11 protein-coding genes are annotated in these 14,869 nt (G+C 68.6%); 6 read left to right on the top strand and 5 right to left on the bottom strand.

Annotated features, from left to right (window positions below; genetic code table 11):
- Positions 1–258: 258 nt before the first annotated feature.
- On the bottom strand, positions 259–903 hold the full coding sequence (locus tag BLS66_RS09395; RefSeq protein ID WP_064239703.1) for a YdcF family protein: 645 nt from the start codon (positions 901–903) through the stop codon (positions 259–261).
- Positions 888–1,850 carry a pyridoxal-phosphate dependent enzyme gene (locus BLS66_RS09390; RefSeq protein ID WP_074725719.1) on the bottom strand — a complete coding sequence of 321 codons (963 nt, stop codon included), beginning with the start codon at positions 1,848–1,850 and terminating at the stop codon, positions 888–890. The genes BLS66_RS09395 and BLS66_RS09390 overlap by 16 nt, the downstream gene beginning before the upstream one ends.
- A gap of 160 nt (positions 1,851–2,010) precedes the next feature.
- Here BLS66_RS09390 and BLS66_RS09385 point away from each other — a divergent pair, with 160 nt between their 5' ends.
- Positions 2,011–2,502, top strand: coding sequence for a hypothetical protein (locus BLS66_RS09385; protein WP_074725718.1), 492 nt, complete (start codon positions 2,011–2,013; stop codon positions 2,500–2,502).
- 587 nt (positions 2,503–3,089) lie between these two features.
- A complete protein-coding gene (gene mnmG, locus BLS66_RS09375) occupies positions 3,090–4,979 on the top strand; it encodes a tRNA uridine-5-carboxymethylaminomethyl(34) synthesis enzyme MnmG (protein ID WP_049460939.1) in 1,890 nt (629 codons plus the stop codon).
- A 155-nt stretch (positions 4,980–5,134) separates the two neighbouring features.
- Here mnmG and smeC read toward each other — a convergent pair whose 3' ends face one another.
- Genes smeC through smeA form a run of 3 tightly spaced genes read right to left on the bottom strand, consistent with a single transcriptional unit; the run spans position 5,135 to position 10,905 of the window.
- The gene (gene smeC / locus BLS66_RS09370; protein WP_074725717.1) at positions 5,135–6,550 is read right to left on the bottom strand and encodes a multidrug efflux transporter outer membrane subunit SmeC; all 1,416 of its coding nucleotides are present in this window, start codon (positions 6,548–6,550) and stop codon (positions 5,135–5,137) included.
- On the bottom strand, positions 6,547–9,696 hold the full coding sequence (gene smeB / locus BLS66_RS09365) for a multidrug efflux RND transporter permease subunit SmeB (protein WP_074725716.1): 3,150 nt from the start codon (positions 9,694–9,696) through the stop codon (positions 6,547–6,549). The genes smeC and smeB overlap by 4 nt, the downstream gene beginning before the upstream one ends.
- 12 nt (positions 9,697–9,708) lie before the next feature.
- Positions 9,709–10,905 carry a multidrug efflux RND transporter periplasmic adaptor subunit SmeA gene (gene smeA, locus BLS66_RS09360; RefSeq protein ID WP_064239465.1) on the bottom strand — a complete coding sequence of 399 codons (1,197 nt, stop codon included), beginning with the start codon at positions 10,903–10,905 and terminating at the stop codon, positions 9,709–9,711.
- A gap of 128 nt (positions 10,906–11,033) precedes the next feature.
- Here smeA and baeS point away from each other — a divergent pair, with 128 nt between their 5' ends.
- The 4 genes from baeS (at position 11,034) to BLS66_RS09340 (ending at position 14,755) form a co-directional block, all read left to right on the top strand.
- A complete protein-coding gene (gene baeS / locus BLS66_RS09355; RefSeq protein WP_074725715.1) occupies positions 11,034–12,425 on the top strand; it encodes a sensor histidine kinase efflux regulator BaeS in 1,392 nt (463 codons plus the stop codon).
- Positions 12,422–13,111: a response regulator gene (locus tag BLS66_RS09350; protein ID WP_074725714.1), complete on the top strand. Its 690-nt coding sequence runs from the start codon at positions 12,422–12,424 to the stop codon at positions 13,109–13,111. Before baeS ends, BLS66_RS09350 begins: the two co-directional genes overlap by 4 nt.
- Positions 13,112–13,245: 134 nt before the next feature.
- Positions 13,246–14,067 (top strand): nucleotidyltransferase domain-containing protein, encoded by an 822-nt coding sequence (locus BLS66_RS09345; protein ID WP_074725713.1) that lies wholly within the window; start codon positions 13,246–13,248, stop codon positions 14,065–14,067.
- A gap of 157 nt (positions 14,068–14,224) precedes the next feature.
- Positions 14,225–14,755, top strand: coding sequence for a gamma carbonic anhydrase family protein (locus tag BLS66_RS09340; RefSeq protein WP_064239467.1), 531 nt, complete (start codon positions 14,225–14,227; stop codon positions 14,753–14,755).
- Positions 14,756–14,869 lie beyond the last annotated feature (114 nt).

Raw genomic sequence — 14,869 nt, 5'->3', positions numbered from 1 at the left:
CCAGCACGACCTCATGCCACGCCGTACGCAGGGTTGGCACGCACCAGACCCGCGCCGTGTCGGCGGCTGATCGCCCGGTAGTGCCGGCCGCGTGCCACGCCGTACGCAGGGTTGGCACCCAACAGACCCGCGCCGTGTCGGCGGCTGATCGCCCGGTAGTGCCGGCCGCTGGCCGGCACCTCATGATTCCCCGGTGGACCTCTGCCGGCCAGCGGCCGGCACTACCGCATGCCACCCGCCCAGATCAGGTTTCCGCCCTCAGGTATTGGCCGGCGAGCTCAGCGGCGGGCGCACCAGGTCGCGATGGAAGAAATAGATCTCCTGAACCAGGAAGCGCCAGCTGGTGTGGAAGCTGCGGAAGCGCGTGCTGGGCGTGGACGAGGCCAGCGCATCAATGCCCAGCGCCCTGCTTAACCGCAACGCGCGCGCCATGTGCAGCGGATCGCTGACGATGATCACCCGGTGCAGGTCGCGCTGGTCCATCAGTCGTTTGGCTTCCACCAGGTTCTGCACGGTGTTGCGCGAGGCGGTCTCGATCAGGATCGCATCGTCGGGCACGCCATGCCTGAGCGCGTAGCGCCGCGCCACCTGCGACTCGGAAAAGCGCGCGCCGGTGCCACCATAGCCGCCGGTGAAGATCAGCAGCGGCGCGTAGCGGGCTTCGTACAGGTCCAGGCCGTGGCGGATGCGCTCCTCGAATACCGGTGACGGCTTGGCGTCATAGGCCGCCGCACCCAGCACGATGATGGCGTCGGCCTTGGCCGCCTGGTCGCGCTCGCCGACCCAGACGATCCAGGCGGTCACGCCCAGCAGCCAGATCACCAGCACCACGAACAGCCGCCACAGCCAACCCAGCAGGCCGGTGCGGGGGCGGTGCCGGTCGCGGCTCATGCCGCCCCCCAGCGCAGTGCGGGCAGGTCGACGTTGCCGCCGGACAGCACCAGGCCCACGCGCAGGCCCGCGAACCGCTGTGGTTGCGCCAGCACGGCGGCCAGCACAGTGGCCGAGGACGGCTCGACCACCTGCTTGAGCACGTCCCACAGCAGGCGCATCGCGGCCATCGTCGCCGCGTCATCGACCACGATCACCTCGGCGTTGGCGTTGCGCAGCAGTTCGAAGTTGGGCGCGCCGACCAGGGTACGCAGGCCGTCGCAGATCGTGTCCGGGGTGAACGCGCCCTGGCGCTCGCCTGCGGCCAGCGAGCGCGCGGTGTCGTCGGCACCGGCCGGTTCGGCCAGCACCAGCCGGGTCTGGGGACTGGCCAGCTGCAGGGCCAGCGCGGTACCGCTGGCCAGGCCGCCCCCTCCGACCGGGACCACCAGCACGTCGAACGGACCGTCGCTGTGCAGCAGCTCCAGGGCCGCGGTGCCCTGCCCGGCCATCACCGCCGGGTCGGTGTAAGGGTGGACCAGTGACGCGCCGGTATCGGCCTGCACTCTGGCGCAGGTGGCCTCACGGTCGGCGATGGTCGGCGGGCAGCGCCAGAGCGTGGCGCCATGGCGGGCAATGTTGGCCAGCTTGGCCGCGACCGCGCCTTCGGGCACCACCACGTGGCACGGAATGCCGCGGGTGCGCGCCGCCAGCGCCAGCGCGGCGCCGTGGTTGCCGGACGAATGGGTAACCACGCCGGCACTGGCGCGATCGGCATCCAGCGACCACACCGCGTTGCAGGCGCCGCGGAACTTGAATGCGCCGCCGCGCTGCAGGTGCTCGGCCTTGAAGGCCAGCTGCGCGCCGGCCAGCGCATCGAGCGTGCGCGAGCGCAGCACCGGGGTCACGCTGGCGTGCGGCGCGATCCGCGCAGCGGCAGCCAGGACATCGTCGGCACGGGGCAACAGTGAATCGCTCATGACGCAAGATTAACGTATGCCCCCGCGCTGGCGACCCCGGCACAGGTCATGCCAGCATGAGGGCCTTCGCCTCCATTCATCCTGGCCAGTGAAGTTAAGGGCAGATTCAATGCCTGCGCACGAAGCTGGCAGCACAACCCGTCCTCTGGGGGGACCCACCATGAAAACGCGCCTGATGCTTGCCGGTGGCCTGCTGCTGGCCCTGACCGGCTGCACCACCTACGACTATGTCGGCGGTGGCCGCAGCGGCGGCTACTACCACGGTGCGCCGTCGGTGGAGTACCGCTACCCGGCCGGTTATCCCTACAACTACGGCTACCCCTACTACGGCGGTTATGGCGGCTACTACGGCGGCTATGGCAATCCGTACTACTCGCGCCCGATCTACCGCCCGCCGCACAACCACCGTCCGCCACCGCGCCCACCCGGCAACGGTGGCGAGAACCGTCCGCCGCCGCCGCCGCGGCCGTCGAACAACGGTGGTTCGCCGTGGCGGAACATGGACTCGATGCGTCGCCCGCCGCAGTCGAACATCCAGCCGTCGGCGCCGCCACCGCCGGCCCGTCCGGCCCCGGCGCCGAGCGCGCCGAGGATGAACGGTTCCCCGTGGCGCAACATGGATCGTGGGACGCAGCGCACAGTTGAGCGCTGAACCGTCTTGCATTTCACCCGGTCCAGGTTGCACTCTACGGAACCGGTGACGGCCCGCGTCACAAAGTGACAAAAACGACACGGGCCGCCGCAAAAAGCTCTACGTCGATATCCGACAGGAACATCTGGATCCCCCCTGTTCCGGCCCTGTCGGATGTCGGCACCTCTGAAGACAGACGGCCCCGCACTGCGGGGCCGTTTGTTTTTGGGGCACGTTGTTCTGGTGCCGCCGCCACGGCATCCACGCATGGCGTGGATCCACCCAAGGCCCGTCATCAGTAGATCCACGCCATGCGTGGATGGAGCTCCCCCGATAGCCTCCAGAAAAAACAGGGCCGGACAGTCCCCCGACTGCCGGCCCCCTGCTTCCCCACCGTGCGCCTGTACCGGCCCCTGTTCCAATTCCGGTCACGGGCGCCTGCGGCGCCAGCCACGGTGGGTGCTATTGGGTTATCTGCAAAAATCCTGCCAACTTTAGCGCTGATTTCGGCGCCGGCCGGCCGACGCCCACGTCCGGGCCCCGAATGGCGCTAAAATCGCCACCCCTGCGCCGGCCCCGGCCGCGCCCGCCCCAGCTGAACAGCCCCCATGAACCCGTCCTTCCATCGTTACGACGTCATTGTCATTGGCGGTGGCCACGCCGGCACCGAAGCCGCGCTGGCCGCGGCCCGTACCGGCGTGCGCACCCTGCTGCTGACCCACAACATCGAAACGGTGGGCGCGATGAGCTGCAACCCGGCCATCGGCGGTATCGGCAAGGGCCATCTGGTCAAGGAAATCGACGCCCTGGGTGGTGCGATGGCGCATGCCGCCGACCGTGCCGGCATCCAGTGGCGCACCCTCAACGCCTCCAAGGGCCCGGCCGTGCGCGCCACCCGCTGCCAGGCCGACCGCAACCTGTACCGCATGGCGATCCGCGCCATCGTTGAAGGCCAGGCCAACCTGACCGTGTTCCAGGCTGCCGTCGATGACCTGGTCATCGAAGGCGACGCCGTGCGCGGGGTCATCACCCAGACCGGCCTGCGCTTCGATGCCGAGGCCGTGGTGCTGACCGCTGGCACCTTCCTGGCCGGCAAGATCCACGTCGGCCCGACCCAGTACGCCGCCGGCCGCATGGGCGACCCGCCGGCCACTACGCTGGCGGCGCGCCTGCGCGAGCGTCCGTTCCAGGTCGACCGCCTGAAGACCGGCACGCCGCCGCGCATCGACGGCCGTTCGCTGGACTACAGCGTGATGGACGAGCAGCCCGGCGATTCGCCGCGCCCGGTGATGTCCTTCCTCGGCTCGGTGGACGAGCATCCGCAGCAGGTCAGCTGCTGGATCACCCACACCACCGAACAGACCCACCAGATCATCCGCGACGCGCTGCACCGCTCGCCACTGTACAGCGGCCAGATCGAAGGCATCGGTCCGCGCTACTGCCCGTCCATCGAGGACAAGGTGGTGCGCTTCGCCGAGAAGGCCAGCCACCAGATCTTCGTCGAACCCGAAGGCCTGGGCATCGTCGAGATCTACCCCAACGGCATCTCCACCTCGCTGCCGTTCGACGTGCAGCTGGAGATGGTGCGCAGCATCCGCGGCTTCGAGAACGCGCATATCACCCGCCCGGGCTACGCGATCGAGTACGACTTCTTCGATCCGCGCGGGCTGAAGGCCTCGCTGGAAACCAAGCTGGTCAACGGCCTGTTCTTCGCCGGCCAGATCAACGGCACCACCGGCTACGAAGAGGCCGCTGCGCAGGGCCTGCTGGCCGGTCTCAACGCTGCGCGCCAGGTGCGCGGGCTGGACGGCTGGTGCCCGCGCCGCGACGAGGCGTACCTGGGCGTGCTGGTGGATGACCTGATCACCCACGGCACCAACGAGCCGTACCGCATGTTCACCAGCCGCGCCGAGTACCGCCTGCAGCTGCGCGAGGATAATGCCGACCAGCGCCTGACCCCGGCCGGCCGCGAAATGGGCCTGGTGGATGATCACCGCTGGAGCGCGTTCGAGACCAAGCAGGCCGCCGTCGCCGCCGAGCGCGCGCGCCTGGGCGCGCTGTGGGCGACCCCGGCCAATGCACTGGGTCGCGAGGTACAGGACACGCTGGGCGTGGCGGTCAGCCGCGAAACCAACGTGCTGGACCTGATCAAGCGCCCCGAACTGGATTACGCGCAGCTGATGCAGGTGCCGTCACTGGGCCCGGCGGTGGCCGACGCCAAGGTGGCCGAGCAGGTGGAGATCGGCGTGAAGTACGCCGGCTACCTGGACCGCCAGCGCGAGGAGATCGAGCGCCAGCAGCGGCATGAAGCCACGCCGATCGCCGAAGGCTTCGACTACGCCACGGTGCGCGGGCTGTCGGCCGAAGCGCTGCAGAAACTGGAGCGCGTGCGCCCGCAGACCATCGGCCAGGCGCAGCGCATCCCGGGCATGACCCCGGCGGCGATCTCGCTGCTGCTGGTGCACCTGGAGCGTGCCCGCCGCGGACGCGTGGCGTAAGCGGTCGCACCTGCTTCTGGTGGGTGCCGACCAAGGTCGGCACCTACCAAGGCCTCCCGCCCCGGTAGATCCACGCCATGCGTGGATGAAGGCCTTTATGCCGACCCAGGTCGGTACCCACCGGAGCGGAAGACACACCCACATTGGCGGGCGCGTTACCGTGCGTCCGCGCCACCGCCCAGCACCTTGAACAGCGTCACCCGGTTTGCCGCTTCCTGCTGCTGCAGCGCGATCAGGTCCTGCTGCGCGGCAAACAGGCTGCGCTGCGCATCCAATGCCTGCAGATAGCCGTCCAGCCCGGTGCGGTAGCGCGCCTCGGCCAGCGTGTAGCTGCGCTGGCTGGCGGCGACCAGTGCCCGTTGTGCCTCCATCTGCGTGCCCAGGTGATCGCGCGTGGCCAGGGCATCGGCCACTTCAGTGAAGGCCTGCTGGATCGCCTTCTGGTACTGCGCGATGCCGATGTCCCTGCCGATCTTCGAGGCATCCAACGATGCCTTCAGCGCGCCGGCGTGGAAGATCGGTGCGGTGATGCTGGGCGCGAACGACCAGCCGCGGGTACCGGCCGAGAACAGCGACGACAACGCGGTGGAACTGTGGCCGTAATTGGCGGTCAGCGTCAGCGTCGGGAAGAACGCGGCGCGCGCGGCGCCGATATCGGCGTTGGCCGCCTGCAACGCGTGCTCGGCCGACAGCACGTCCGGGCGCTGCAGCAGCACGCTTGAGGGCAGGTTGGCAGGCAGCGGTGCCAGCGCCACGCTGCCGTCCAGTGCCTGCGCGCCGGGCAGCAGCGCCGCCTCCAGCGGCGCGCCCACCAGCAACTGCAGCGCATCACGATCCTGCGCCTGCTGGGCCTGCAGCCTGGCCAGCGCGCCGCGCGCGGCGTCCACGCTGGTCTGCACCTGCGACAGGTCCAGGCCCGAGGCCAGGCCCTGGGCATGGCGGGCTTCGGTGCGCTGCAGGGTCTGCTGCTGGCTGTCCAGGGTCTGCCGGGTGAACGCCAGCGACTGTTCGTCGGCCGCCAGCGCCAGCCAGGCCGTGGCCACTTCAGCCACCAGGCTGGTGCGCGCGGCACGCTGGTTCTCGGCGCTGGCCAGCCAGTTCTGCAGGGCCTCGTCCTTCAGGCTGCGGATGCGCCCGAACAGGTCCAGCTCCCAACTGCTGATCCCCACCTGCACGGCATCGGATTCGGTCACCTGGGTAGCGCCGGTTTCGCTGTTGGCATCGCTCACCCGCGCACGGGTGACGCTGCCGCTGGCGTCCACCGACGGCAGCAGCGCCGCGCGCTGGATGCGGTACTGCGCGCGTTCCTTCTCCACCTGCAGCACCGCTACGCGCAGGTCGCGGTTGTTCTGCAGCGCCAGTGCGATGACCTGCTGCAGGCGCGGTTCCAGGAACAGGTCGCGCCAGGCCGGCATCGCCAGTGCCGGTTCGGCCGCGCCGGTGGCGGCATTGCCGAACTGCGCCGGCACCGGTGCCTCGGGACGCTGGTAGTGCGGGGCCATGCTCACGCAGCCGCCCAGCACGGTGGTCATCGTTGCGGCCGCCAGGGCGCGCAGCAGCATCGGCTTCATGGGCTTGCCTCCGGGGCAGTGGCGTCGGCCGGCGCGCGGCCCGGGAACAGGCGGCGCACCAGCAGGTAGAACAACGGCACGAAGAACATGCCCAGCACCATCGAGGCGACCGTACCGCCGGCCACGCCCGTGCCCAGCGAACGGCGCGCGGCCGAACCGGCGCCGGTGGCGAACACCAGCGGCAACACGCCCATCAGGAACGCCAGCGAGGTCATCACGATCGGCCGCAGCCGCAGGTAGACCGCCTGCAGGATTGCGTCGCGGGTGCTCCTGCCCTGCTGTTCGAGGATGCGCGCGAACTCGACGATCAGGATGCCGTTCTTCGCTGCCAGGCCAATCGTGGTCAGCAGGCCAACCTGGAAGTACACGTCGTTGTTGAGGCCACGCAGGTTCATCATCAGCACGGCGCCGAATACGCCCACCGGCACCGCCAGCATCACCGCGAACGGCACCGCCCAGCTTTCATACAGCGCGGCCAGGCACAGGAACACGAACAGCAGCGAGATGGCGTACAGCATCGGCGCCTGGTTGCCCGACAGCTGTTCCTGGTAGGCCATGTCCGACCAGGCATGGCTGAAGCCTTCCGGCAGCGTGTCGGCCAGGCGCGCGATCTCGGCCATCGCCTCGCCGGAACTGACGCCCGGTGCCGGCTGGCCGGTGATCTCCATCGCCGAGACGCCGTTGTAGCGTTGCAATGCGGCCGGGGCACTGGTCCAGTGCGCGCTGACCAGCGACGACAGCGGCACCATCTGCCCAGCCTGGTTGCGCACGCTCCAGCGCTCGATGTCCTGCGGCTGCATGCGGGCTTCGGCCGTGCCCTGGATGAACACCTTCTTGATGCGGCCCTTGTAGATGAAGTTGTTGACGAAGTCGCCACCCAGCGCTGCGTTCAGGGTGTCGTTGATGTCCTGCGGATTCACGCCCATCGCCTGCGCCTTGGCGTCGTCCACCTTCACCGCATACACCGGCGCGTCTTCCAGGCTGGCGTAGCGCACGTTGACCAGCTTCGGGTCGCTGGCGGCCTTCTTCAGCAGTGTGTTGCGCGCGGCCACGGCGGCGGCATGGCCGGCACCGCCTTCGTCCTGCAGTTCCAGGGTGAAACCGCCGGCATCGCCCAGGCCGAGGATCGCCGGTGGCGAGGTGATGAACACCTGTGCATCGGGCACGCTGGCCATGGCCCGGGTGAGTCGTGCGGCGATGGTATCGGCGTCATCCTTGCGGTCGTCCCAGTCCTTCAGGCGGATGAACGCCTGGCCCACGTTCTGGCCGCTGCCGGTCACACTGAAACCTGCGGTGGCCTGGATCGACAGCACGCTGTCGTCCTTCACTGCCGCCGCACTGAGGCGGTCCATCACGGCACGGGTCTGCTCCAGGGTGGACCCGGCCGGCAGCTTCACCAGCGCGTTGAGCATGCCCTGGTCTTCATCGGGCAGGAACGCGCCCGGCAGGTGCCACAGCAGCAGGCCGGTGGCCACGCTCAGCACCATGTAGAAGAGGACGCCCAGCGTGCGCCGGCCGAGGAAGCGGTCGACGCGATGGCGCAGGCCGTTGGAGGTGCGCTCGAAGCGATGGTTGAACCAGATGAAGAACTTGCCCAGCAGGCTGGGCTCGCCACCGCGGTCGCCATGCGGATGGCCGCCCTTGGGAATCGGGTGCAGGATGCTGCCGCACAGCGCCGGGGTGATGGTCATCGCCACCAGCACCGACAGGATCATCGCGGCGGCGATCGTCACCGAGAACTGGCGATAGATCACGCCGGTGACACCGCTGAAGAACGCCATCGGCAAGAACACCGCGGTCAGCACCAGCACGATGCCGACCAGCGCGCCGGTGATCTGGCCCATCGCCTTCAGCGTGGCCGGCTTCGGTGCCAGCCCTTCGAAGGTCATCACCCGCTCCACGTTCTCCACCACCACGATGGCGTCGTCCACCAGCAGGCCGATGGCCAGCACCAGCGCGAACATGGTCAGGGTATTGATCGAATAGCCGAAGGCGGCCAGCACGCCGAAGGTGCCCAGCAGCACCACCGGCACTGCGATGGTCGGGATCAGCGTGGCCCGCCAGTTCTGCAGGAACAGGTACATCACCAGCACGACCAGCGCGATCGCCTCGATCAGGGTGATCACCACTTCCTTCAGCGAGATGGTCACGAACGGCGTGGTGGTGAATGCCACGTGGTAGGTGTAGCCGTGCGGCCAGTACTTCTGCAGCTGCTGCAGCCGTGCCTCGACGGCCTTGGAGACGGCGATGGCGTTGGCACCGGCATTGAGCTCGATGCCCAGCGAGGCCGACGGCTTGCCGTTGAACGTGCTGATGCTGTCGTAGCTTTCCGGTCCCAGGCCGATCGTCGCCACGTCGCCCAAGTGCACCACGCTGCCATTGGCATCGGCCTTGAGCACTACCTGCGCGAACTGCTCGGGGGTGTGCAGGCGGCTGCGTGCGGTGACCGTGGCGTCCAGCTGCTGGCCCTTCAGTGCCGGCTGGCCGCCCAGCTCACCGGCCGATACGTCGGTGTTCTGCGCCTGCAGTGCAGTCTCGATGTCCGACGGCATCAGTGCGTACTGCCGCATCTTTTCCGGGTCCAGCCAGATGCGCATGGCGTATTCCTGGCCGATCGGCTGGATGTTGCCGACGCCGCTGACGCGGCTGATCTGGTCATCGATGCGCGCCTCCATGAAGTTGGCGACATCGAAGTTGTCCATGCTGCCGTCTTCGCTGGTGAACGACAGCACCTCGAAGATCGAGCCACTGGACTTGGTGATGGTCAGGCCGTTCTGCTGCACCGCCTGCGGCAGCGTGGCCATCGCGGCCTGCAGCTGGTTCTGCACCTGCACCTGCGCGGTGTCCGGGTTGGTGCCGGTGGCGAAGACCAGGTTGACCTGCGCCGAGCCATCGGAAGCACTGGTCGAGGTCATGTACATCAGGTGGTCCAGGCTCTGCTGGGACTGCTCGATGACCTGGGTGACCGCGTTTTCCACGGTCTGCGACGAGGCGCCGGTGTAGGTGGCGCGGATGGTGATGGTGGGCGGAGCGATCTGCGGGTAGCGGTCCACCGGCAGGATCAGGATCGCGAGCAGGCCGAGCAGGCTGACCGCGATGGCGATCACCCAGGCGAAGATCGGCCGGTCGATGAAGAAACGAACCATGCGCGGCAGGCCTCAGTGCGACTTTTCGTCGGTGTTGCCGTTCGGGTCGACCGCCGGCATTGCAGCCAGCTGTGCCGTGGTGGCGGCCACCGGCTTCACCTGCTGGCCCAGCGATACCGCACTGCCGTTGCTGACGATCACCCGCTCGCCGGCCTTCAGGCCCTGGGTGATCTGCCACTGGTTGCCCACCACCTGGCCGGTGCTGACCCGGCGCTCGACCACGTGGTCCCTGGCATCGAGCAGGCGCAGCAGCGGCTCGCCGCGCTCATTGCGCAGCACCGCCTTCTGCGGCACCAGCAAAGCGCGCGCATCGGTGGCCATCGGCAGCACCGCCTTCAGGTACATGCCCGGCAGCAGCAGGCCCTCCGGGTTCGGAATGACCGCGCGCAGCACCACGTTGCCGGTGCCCGGATCGACCGCGCTGCCGACGAACTCCAGCGTGCCTTCATGGGCATAGCTGCTGCCGTCCTCCAGCAGCACCTTCACCTGGGCCTTGCCGTCGATGGCCTTCACCAGGCCGGCATCGAGTTGCTTGCGCAGCGCCAGCATCTGCGTGCTGGACTGGGTCACGTCCAGATAGACCGGGTCCAACCGTTGAATGGTCGCCAGCGCGGCATCCTGGCCGGCGGCAACCAGCGCGCCGGCGGTGACGCTGGAGGTACCGATGCGGCCGTCGATCGGTGCGGTCACCCGGGTGTAGTCGAGGTTGATGCGGGCGGCCTGCAATGCAGCGCGCGCAGCAATCACGTTGGCCTGTGCCTGCTTCAGCGCCGAGGTGGCATCGTCGGCATCCTGCTTGCTGGCCGCATCCATGCCCAGCAGCGCGCGGGTGCGCTCGGCCTTGGGCTGCGCCGACAGCACGCTGGCCTCGGCCTGCGCCAGTTGGCCACGGGCGGTATCGAACGCAGCCTGGTACGGCGCCGGATCGATCTGGTACAGCAGCTGGCCGGCCTTGACCTGCTGGCCTTCGGTGAACAGCCGCTGGCGGACCAGTCCGCCGACCTGCGGCCGCACCTCGGACACCTCGAACGGCACCGCACGGCCGGGCAGGGTCTGCTGCAGTGACAGCGGCTGCGCGCGGGCGGTGATGACGCCCACTTCGGGAGCAGCCGGAGGTTCGGTCCGGCCCGCCGAGCAGGCCGCCAGGGCCAGCAGCAGGGGCAACATCAGCGGACGGGGGGAGCGGGACAGCGGGCGCAGGAATGACATGGGGGGGCGTGGGGGCTTGCGTTGACCCGTGCACGCTGCCGTGAAAGTGTGCAGAGAATATGGAGATTGTGCGACCGGCTCAGCGGGCGCTTGCTTTCGGCGCCGCATGCGCCGCTAATGGCCCGGCGATGGCGAAGATACGACTCAAATTCGGCCTGACCGCGAAGACCTTCCTCGCGATCTTCACCGCCTGCCTGCTGGTGCTGGCAGTGAACGGTATTGCCAGCCGCGTGGCATTCCAGACCGGCTTCCTGGACTACCTCAACGACCAGGGCGATCTGCGCATGCAGCGCGTGATGCCACACCTGCAGCGCGAGTACCGCACGCACGGCGGCTGGGAGCATCTGCGCGGTGACAGTGACCGCTGGGCGCGGCTGCTGCGCCCGGATCTGGCCCATGGGCACGAGGGGCCCGTGCCGCCGCTGTCCGACCAGACCGGCGTTCCCTCCCGCCTGGGCCTGTTCGATGCACAGCATCGGTTCGTGGCCGGCAACCCGGACGCGACCAGCGACGACGAGCCGCACGCCGTGCAGGTCGATGGGCACACGGTCGGCTGGCTGGGCATGGTGCCGTTCCAGACCGTGATCGCCACCAATGACCTGAATTTCTACAACACCCAGATGCGTGCGTGGTGGGTGATCGGCATCGCGCTGCTGCTGGTGACGGTGCTGCTGGCCTGGCTGGTATCGCGCGCGCTCCGGCAACGCCTGGCCAAGCTGGCCGCAGCCACCCATCGGCTCGCTGCCGGCGACTACGCCACCCGCATCGAGCGCACCAGCGATGACGAGCTGGACGCCCTGGTCAACGACTTCAACCGGATGGCGCAGGCGCTGGATGATACCGAACGCAACCGCCGCGCCTTCATCGCCGATATCTCGCACGAACTGCGCACGCCGCTGGCGGTGGTGCGTGCCGAACTGGAAGCCATCGAGGACGGCATCCGCCCGCTGGACCGCGCCAACCTCGGTGCCCTGCAGGGCGAGATCCGCCAGCTGGGCAAGCTGATCGACGACCTGCACGACCTGTCGATGACCCAGTCCGGCGGCCTGGCTTACCGCTTTGCCCCACTGGACGTGGCGGCGCTGCTGCGCAGCGAGCTCAATGGCATGCGCGTGCGCTTCTCCACAGCGGGGCTGGCGCTGGAGGAGGATCTGCCGGCCGCGCCGCTGCAGGTCTCCGGCGACGAGCGGCGGCTGCAGCAGGTGCTGGCCAACCTGCTGGAAAACGCGCTGCGCTATACCCATGCCGGCGGCCGCGTGCGCGTGCAGGCTGCGCGCGCTCCCGCCGGCGTGCAGCTGATCGTGGAAGACACCGCGCCGGGCGTACCGGCCGACAAGTGCGCGCTGCTGTTCGAGCGCTTCTACCGCGTGGAGAGTTCGCGCAACCGCGCCAGCGGCGGCAGCGGGCTGGGCCTGGCCATCAGCCACAACATCATCCTCGCCCACCACGGTCATATCCACGCCGAGCCCTCGCCGCTGGGCGGGCTGCGCGTGGTCGTCACCCTGCCGGAGTCCGTATGAGCCTGTCCCCCGCCGCGTCCGCGAAGATCCTGATCGTCGAGGATGAGCCACGCCTGGCCTCGGTGCTGCGCGACTACCTGGCGGCCGCCGGTATGACCAGCGAATGGGTGGACGATGGCAGCCAGGTGATCGACGCATTCGCGCGCTACCAACCCGATCTGGTGCTGCTGGACCTGATGCTGCCGCAGCGTGATGGCGTGGACCTGTGCCGCGAACTGCGCGCCAGCAGCGATGTGCCGGTGATCATGGTCACTGCGCGGGTGGAAGAGATCGACCGCCTGCTGGGCCTGGACATCGGCGCCGACGATTACATCTGCAAGCCCTTCAGCCCGCGCGAAGTGGTGGCGCGGGTGGTGGCAGTGCTGCGCCGCTACCGTCCGGACCCGGCTGCACGCGCCAACAGCGGGCTGCACATCGACGAACCGGCGGCACGCGCCACCTGGAACGGCAGGGGCCTGGACCTGACGCCGGTGGAGTACCGCCTGCTGCGCACCCTGTTGGCTACGCCAGGCCGGATCTGGGCGCGCGATGAACTGCTCGACCGCCTGTACCTGGACCATCGCGTGGTGGTCGACCGTACCGTCGACAGCCATGTACGCAACCTGCGCCGCAAGCTGGCCGACACTGGCATGGAAGGCGAACCGATCCGCTCGGTGTACGGGATGGGTTACAGCTACGAACCCTAGCCGGTAGTGCCGGCCGCTGGCCGGCAACCGCAGAATTCAAGGTGCGCCCATGAGGTTGCCGGCCAGCGGCCGGCACTACCGGTGCGCAACTGCGTTACAGTCGAGCACGCTCGACATCAACGGATCACGACTGCATGGACGACATCCACCCGATCGCGCCGGACAAGCGCGCCGCCATTCTTTCCAGCCTCGCCGACATCGAACAGCGCCACGACGTGCGCGTTCTGCTGGCGTGCGAGTCCGGCAGCCGTGGCTGGGGCTTCTCGTCGCCGGATAGCGACTACGATGCACGCTTCATCTACGTGCATCGCCAGCCGTGGTATCTCACCGTCAACGAGAGCACCGGCCCCGGCAATGCGCAGCGGGACGTGATCGAGCTGCCGATCGACGATGCGCTCGATGTCAGCGGCTGGGATCTGCGCAAGGCGCTGCGACTGGTTTCAAAGTCCAACCCGACGCTGATCGAGTGGCTGCGCTCGCCGATCGTGTACCGGCAGGACGACGCCGCCGTGGCGCAGCTGTGGGAGGCAGCAAAGGCCTTCTATTCGCCGCTGGGCACGTGGTGGCACTACTTCAACATGGCGCGCTCGAATCATCGCGGTTACCTGCGTGGTGATACGGTGCGCACCAAGAAGTACCTGTATGTGCTGCGCCCGCTGCTGGCCTGCCAGTGGATCGAGCACGAGCAGACGCCACCGCCGATGGCCTTCGAGGATCTGCTGGACCGGCGGCTGCCGGAGGGCCCGGTGCGTGAAGCGATCGATGCCCTGCTGGTGGTCAAGCGCGCCAGCGCTGAGGTCGCCGCGGGACCGCGCATTGCAGCGATCAGCGACTTCATCGAGGGCGAGCTGGCTGCCCGCGCAGCACAGGCGCCATCGTTGCCCGCCGGACAGGGCGACAGCGCCTGGCTGGACGCACTGTTCCGGCAGATGCTGGCCGAGCACGCGCCTGCATAGGCGACCGCGCCTGCGTCTGGTAGTGCCGGCCGCTGGCCGGCAACCTCATGGGCGCATCTGGATTTCTGCGGTTGCCGGCCAGCGGCCGGCACTACCACGCGGTGTGCGGACCACGCAGGTATCATCGGTGCGAACGCCCTGATTTCCGGAGAAACCGATGAACCCGCTGCGCCCCTTCCGCGACAAGATGCCCGTCCTCGGCGAGCGCGTGTACATCGATCCGGCCTGCACCGTCATCGGCGACGTGGAACTGGCCGAGGACGTGTCGGTGTGGCCGGGCACGATCATCCGCGGCGACGTCAATTTCGTGCGCATCGGTGCACGCACCAACGTGCAGGACGGCACCATCATCCACGTCAGCCACCACAGTCCCTACAACAAGGCCGGCTACCCGACCCTGATCGGCGAAGGCGTGACCGTCGGCCATGGCTGCATCATCCATGCCTGCAGCATCGGTGATTACAGCCTGATCGGCATGGGCGCCTGCATCCTCGACGGCGCCCGGGTCGAGCGCCATGGCTTCGTCGGCGCCGGTGCGGTGGTCGGCCCGGGCAAGGTGGTCGGCGAAGGCGAGCTGTGGGTGGGCAACCCGGCACGCCCGGCGCGCACGCTGAGCGACAAGGAGATCGAGTCGCTGCACTACTCGGCCGACCACTACGTGCGGCTGAAGGACGAATACCTGGGCTGAGCGGCCAACGCCGCCATGCGGCTCTGCTAAAGTCTGGGCCCGACCAGGACCTGTCGAGACCCCCCATGCCTGTGGCTGCCTGCCGGAGAGGACTCCGGCGCCCACAACGAAGGC

Source organism: Stenotrophomonas pavanii (assembly GCF_900101175.1).
Taxonomy (GTDB): domain Bacteria; phylum Pseudomonadota; class Gammaproteobacteria; order Xanthomonadales; family Xanthomonadaceae; genus Stenotrophomonas; species Stenotrophomonas pavanii.
Note: the sequence above shows the minus strand (reverse complement) of the source record. Positions and strands in the feature narration are given on the sequence as shown.